This window comes from Malaciobacter sp. (assembly GCF_055140965.1).
In genome coordinates this window covers 1-5,502 of the sequence record NZ_JBSRRO010000070.1, presented here as the reverse complement: position 1 = coordinate 5,502, position 5,502 = coordinate 1, and the positions used below count along the sequence as shown (strand labels likewise).

The 5,502-nt window shown below is 26.3% G+C and carries 5 protein-coding genes and 1 pseudogene; 5 read left to right on the top strand and 1 reads right to left on the bottom strand.

The genetic code is table 11. The annotated features are described in order from the left end of the window. Positions 1-241 precede the first annotated feature (241 nt). The 5 genes and pseudogenes from ACTCCZ_RS13245 to ACTCCZ_RS13225 form a co-directional block, all read left to right on the top strand. On the top strand, positions 242-865 hold the full coding sequence (locus ACTCCZ_RS13245) for an HAD family hydrolase (protein WP_079578410.1): 624 nt from the start codon (positions 242-244) through the stop codon (positions 863-865). Between the two features lie 126 nt (positions 866-991). Next, a complete protein-coding gene (locus ACTCCZ_RS13240; protein WP_079578412.1) occupies positions 992-1,228 on the top strand; it encodes a hypothetical protein in 237 nt (78 codons plus the stop codon). A 164-nt stretch (positions 1,229-1,392) separates the two neighbouring features. Next, positions 1,393-2,115, top strand: a complete 723-nt coding sequence (locus ACTCCZ_RS13235) for a CHASE3 domain-containing protein (protein WP_079578414.1) — start codon at positions 1,393-1,395, stop codon at positions 2,113-2,115. Between the two features lie 101 nt (positions 2,116-2,216). Beyond that, positions 2,217-3,581, top strand: a complete 1,365-nt coding sequence (locus ACTCCZ_RS13230; RefSeq protein ID WP_079578416.1) for an IS4 family transposase — start codon at positions 2,217-2,219, stop codon at positions 3,579-3,581. A gap of 602 nt (positions 3,582-4,183) precedes the next feature. Then, positions 4,184-5,182: pseudogene (locus ACTCCZ_RS13225) on the top strand (methyl-accepting chemotaxis protein); the annotation flags it as partial. A 4-nt stretch (positions 5,183-5,186) separates the two neighbouring features. On the opposite strand, the gene ACTCCZ_RS13220 reads toward ACTCCZ_RS13225, so the two are convergent. Continuing rightward, the coding region (locus ACTCCZ_RS13220) for an energy transducer TonB (protein WP_463187416.1) at positions 5,187-5,502 on the bottom strand (316 nt) is incomplete at its 5' end.

Sequence of the window (5,502 nt, the reverse complement as noted above, 5' to 3'; positions counted from 1 at the left end):
AACTTTAAAAATCATTTTATTATCTTATTTAAACTTTATTAAAAATAAGCTTCACTTAAAGTGAAGCTAACCTGATATATAAAAAATCCGCAAGATATTAAATTGTGTAGGAGGAATCTAACTCTTGTTTTGTAAAATAATTATAACTTCTGTTTGTTAAGTAAGTGTTAATTTTCTTACTTAAACTAATATTTGAGCTCAAAAGCGTATAATAAGATAAATTTTTTACAAAGAGAACTACATGAGATTAATTATGTTTGATATGGATGGAACTTTAGTAAATAGTTCAAAAGCCATCACAAATACTATAAACTATGTTAGAGAAAATACAGGACTTCATAAATTAGAAGATAAGTATATCTTAGAGCATATAAATAAACCAGAAATTAACTCAGCAGAGTTTTTTTATGGAACAAAAGAGTTTACAGATGAACAAGTGCACTTGTTTGAAAACTACTATAATGAACACTGTTTGACTGATTTGGAACTATATGATGGAATAGCAACTTTACTTGATGATTTAAAAAATGATTTTACACTTGCTGTTGCAACAAATGCAAACTCACAATATGCAAAAAAGATGCTAGATTATGTGGGAATTGGTTCATTATTTCCTACAATCTTAGGATATGATAGCGTTACAAATCCAAAGCCTCACCCAGAAATGGTGCAAAAAATTCTTGATAAACATAGTATTTTAAATACAAATGCTCAACTAATAGGAGATAGCTTAAAAGATACAATGGCAGCTGCTAAAGCAAATGTTGATTCAGTTTTAGTTAATTGGGGGTTTTCAGACCATGAAGAAGATGCTATTGAAACTATACAAGAGCTAGAAGCAAAAATCATAGAAAAATTTAAATAATAATTTTTTATCCTTAAATAAATAATTTTATAATAGTTTGAAAAGTGTTAATATATTGATACTATTTTAATATATAATTTTAAAACACAAAATATATAATAAAATTATTTGAAGGATTTTTTTTTAATGAAAGAAAAAGAATATAATCAAGTCTTCTTTATTTCAATTAAGATTTCAACTAAAGAAAAAGAATACCCTTACGAAAAAATCTACTTTTTACCTTTAAAAGAAAATAAGACCTATTTAAAAGATATAAAAAAACTTCTTAAAAAAAAGCTTATATCAAAAACAATGAATCTATCTTCTAAAAGTAATCTAAGCTTTGAAAAATTAAGTAAAATAGATTTAATAATTAATAAATGATAGTTTATTGAAACTATAAAATAGTAATAAAATAAGAATTTAATCCTTTAAAAATAATTTTTATATGTATATTTGTAACTTAAATAAAAAATGAGTTGTATTTTAAACTAGGCTTAAGTGATAATACTTATCATAATGCACTTATTTTTGAGGAGAAATATTCTATGAAAAATCTATCTATTAAATTAAAATTAATAGTCTCATTTATCACTATAAGTTTGCTAATTATTTCATTGGCTGCTTATAGTATATATGGCTTATCAAAATCTTCAAGTGGCTTTGATAAATATAAAAATATGGCAAATAACACTAACCTTGCAAGTAATGTTCAAGAAAATATGCTTATGGTGAGAATGGAAGTAAAAAGTTTTATTAGTAAAAATGAAAACTTTGATATAAATCGTTTTGAACAATATTATGAAAAAACTAAAGATTTTGAAAAACAGTTAAAAAGCAGTATCAAAAATTCTCAGCAAAAAAAGCTGGAAGATACCTTATCACAACTATTAGAAGTCTATAAAATAAATTTTTATGAACTAAATGATTATAGAAATCAAAATAATAAAATTATTGAAAATAATTTAACAATTAATGGTAAAAAAATAGAAGAACTTCTAAATGAGATCATGGAAAGTAGTGATAAACAAAATAATTTAAATGCTTCTTTAAAGACTGCAAAAGCTATTAGAACTCTACTTTTAGGAAGATTTTATACACTTAAATTTATTACATCAAATAAAAAAGAGCATAATTATGAAGTAATTAAAAGATTTGATATTTTAAAAGCACAAATAGATAAAATAAAACCTACATTGTATTCTAATACAAATATTGAAAAGTTAAACAGTGCAATAAAATTAATTAATATACTCAACTTTCGCACATAGATTCTGCTAAATCCACGAACGAAACCTGAATATTAAAGCCCATAAAGAGGCACTTTTTAGTATAATTTCATAACGACAATCAACTATACAAAGGTGTTTTTATGGGACTTGACAATTATATTCAAACTGCTATGAAGAGCTTATTAAAGAATCCAATTTATGAAGTTTTAAAAGAGATAAAAATAATAAAGATACTTCAACAAAGTAACTTTGTAAAAAGAGAAGTTGGTTATGCTCCATTGCAAATAATTCTTCACTTCTTATATATGCTGATTATGCAAAAAAGACAATCAACTTTTATAAAGAAGAGTCATAGTGCCTTTGGTAAAGATACCTATTACAGATTTATAAAAGAGAAACGCTATAACTGGCGGAAGTTTTTATTGCTAAGCTCAACAGAACTTTTAAAAAAGATAAAACCACTGCATAAAAAGGGTGAGTATAAACTTTTAATTATTGATGATACCGTAGAAGCTAAAAGAGGTAAGTGTATTGAAGGCAGTTGTAAATATGTTTGGAGCAATAAAGAACACCGAAGTATCAATGCCTTAAATATTGTATCTCTAAATTATGCAGATTCACATTCAACTTTTCAACTTGATTTTTCTATTAAGATGAATGATAGCTATCGTAAAAATATATCTGAATTTACAACGAAACTGCATCATAGAAGTAATGCTTACCAAAGAAAGAGGGAAATTATAAAAGGTAAAAACATTCTTGCATTAGAGATGCTTTCTCGTGCACTTGATAACGGTGTAGAGGCGGACTATTTGCTTGTTGATAGCTGGTATGCCAAACCAAATTTTATAAAAGAAGCTAATGATTTAGGTATGCCCGTTATTGCCAGACTTCCAAACAATAAACTTATTTGGAACTTCAAAGGCAAACATAAAACTCTCAATGCAATTTACAACAGTTTGAAAAATGTCCGTCATACAAGCATTGGCAAGCATGGAAAAATATCGTATCAATATTTCGATGCAATTGTAGAACATAGTGTGCTTGGTAAAGTAAAATTAGTATTTCTTCATACTGCCAAGGATTTACTTGTATTTATATCAACGGAGTTGATTTTATCAGGCAAAGAGATTTTAGCAACCTATAAAAAGCGATGGAATATCGAACAAGGTTATAAAGACCTCAGAAGCCTATTTGGCTTAGGAAAAGAAGAAAATCGTATCTATGAAGCACTCATAGCAAAAATTACACTTTCTATGTTTACCTACAATATTGTTAGTTATATTAATCGTATAAAACACGAACCACAAACACTTGGAGAACTCTTTAGAGATTTAGAATGTGAACTTGAAACATTGGCAATTTCTATGCAACTTTTTATTCAAATATTGACAAAAATCTGTGAAATAGGAAATGTTGTAAAGGAGAATAAAGATTTACTTCAAATTATCGCTGTGCTGAGTACTTACACTCAAAAAGAGTTAGGGTTTATGTGCGAAAGTTGAGTAATATATATAAAAAAGGTGTTGATAAACTTGTATTTATAATAGACAATGAAAATACCTTAATTAAGGAACTAAGAACAATTGGTCCTAAAATTGCAAAAATAACTGCTGATATAAAACTCTTGATTAAAGAAGAGCAAAAATATGTTGAATCAGAAGTAGAAAATATAAATGAAAGTTTAACATTAACGATTGAAATTTTATCTGCAATTGTTCTTTTTATTATTTTATTACTTGGTGCATATATTCCAAAAGATATAAATACGCAAATACATGAATTTCAAGAAGGATTATTAAACTTCTTTAGGTACTTAAACAAAGAAACAAATGAAGTAAAACCTTTAACAAATAATTCAAATAATGAGTTTGGTATTATGTCAAAAGTTGTAAACAAAAATATCAATATTACTAAAAAATCTATTGAAGAAGATAGAGCCATTATAAACGAAACAGTAGCTGTTTTAAATGAGTTCCAACAAGGAGATTTGTGTCAAAGAATCTCAACAAATGTAACAAACCCAGCACTTAATGAATTAAAAGATGTATTAAACAATATGGGACAAAATCTTGAGAATAATATTGATAATATTTTAGATGTTTTAGAAGAGTTTTCAAAATATAATTATCTAAAAAAAGTAAATACACAAGGAATAAAAAAACATTTAGAAAAACTTGCAACAGGAGTAAATAACTTAGGTCTTTCTATAACACAAATGTTATTAGAAAATAAAGCAAATGGATTAACTCTTAGTGAAAGTTCAAATATCTTACTACAAAATGTTGATACATTAAATACAAGCTCAAATGAAGCTGCAACAAGTTTAGAAGAAACCGCTGCTGCAATTGAACAAATAACAGGCAATATAAAATTAACAACAAATAAAATTTCAGAGATTCACACTTTAACAAAAGATGTCTCTTCTTCTGCTCAAAGTGGAGAAGATTTAGCTATTAAAACGACTTCTTCTATGGAAAATATAAATGAACAAGTAAGCTCAATAAATGAAGCAATAACAGTAATTGACCAAATTGCTTTTCAAACAAATATTTTAAGTTTAAATGCAGCTGTTGAAGCAGCAACAGCAGGCGAAGCAGGAAAAGGTTTTGCAGTTGTAGCACAAGAAGTAAGAAACCTTGCAAGTAGAAGTGCACAAGCAGCAAAAGAGATTAAAGAGTTAGTTGAAAATGCTACAATAAAAGCTAATGAGGGTAAAAATATTGCGAATGAAATGATTGAAGGTTATAAGCATTTAAAAGAGGATATTAATAAAACAACTATTTTAATCTCTGATGTTTCAAGTGCAGCAAAAGAGCAAGAAAGTGGTATTGTTCAAATAAACGATGCAATTAATAACTTAGATCAACAAACACAACAAAATGCATTCATTGCAACACAAACTCAAGAAGTTGCACTAAATACATCTGAAATCGCAAAAAAAGTAGTTGAAAATGCCAATGAAAAAGAGTTTGAAGGTAAAAATGAAGTTAAAGCAAAACAACTTCACATTGATATAAAAAAAGAAAAAACAACTAAAAAAGAAAAAGCACCCTTAGAGTTTAAATCTTCATTTAAAAATGATGATTCATGGGAGAGTTTTTAGTTTATTAAATTAACTTATACTCAATAGGAAGAGTAATAATTAAGCTTTTAGGAACTTTTGGAAAGTTCTTGGAAGCTTTTTTTATAGCTTCAATAGTTGACTTTCTTAGTAACTTATGCCCTTTTAGAATATCTATTTTATCAATCATACCATTTTTTAATATTTTAAACTTCACTTTTACTACACCTTGAATATTAAATCTTTTTGCTCTTTTTGAATATAGTATATTTTCTTGAATCAATTTTCTAATTAAAAGTAAATTTTTATCTATATAAATTTTTGATTGATTTAAAGCTACTTGTGAAGAAGTTATATTATTT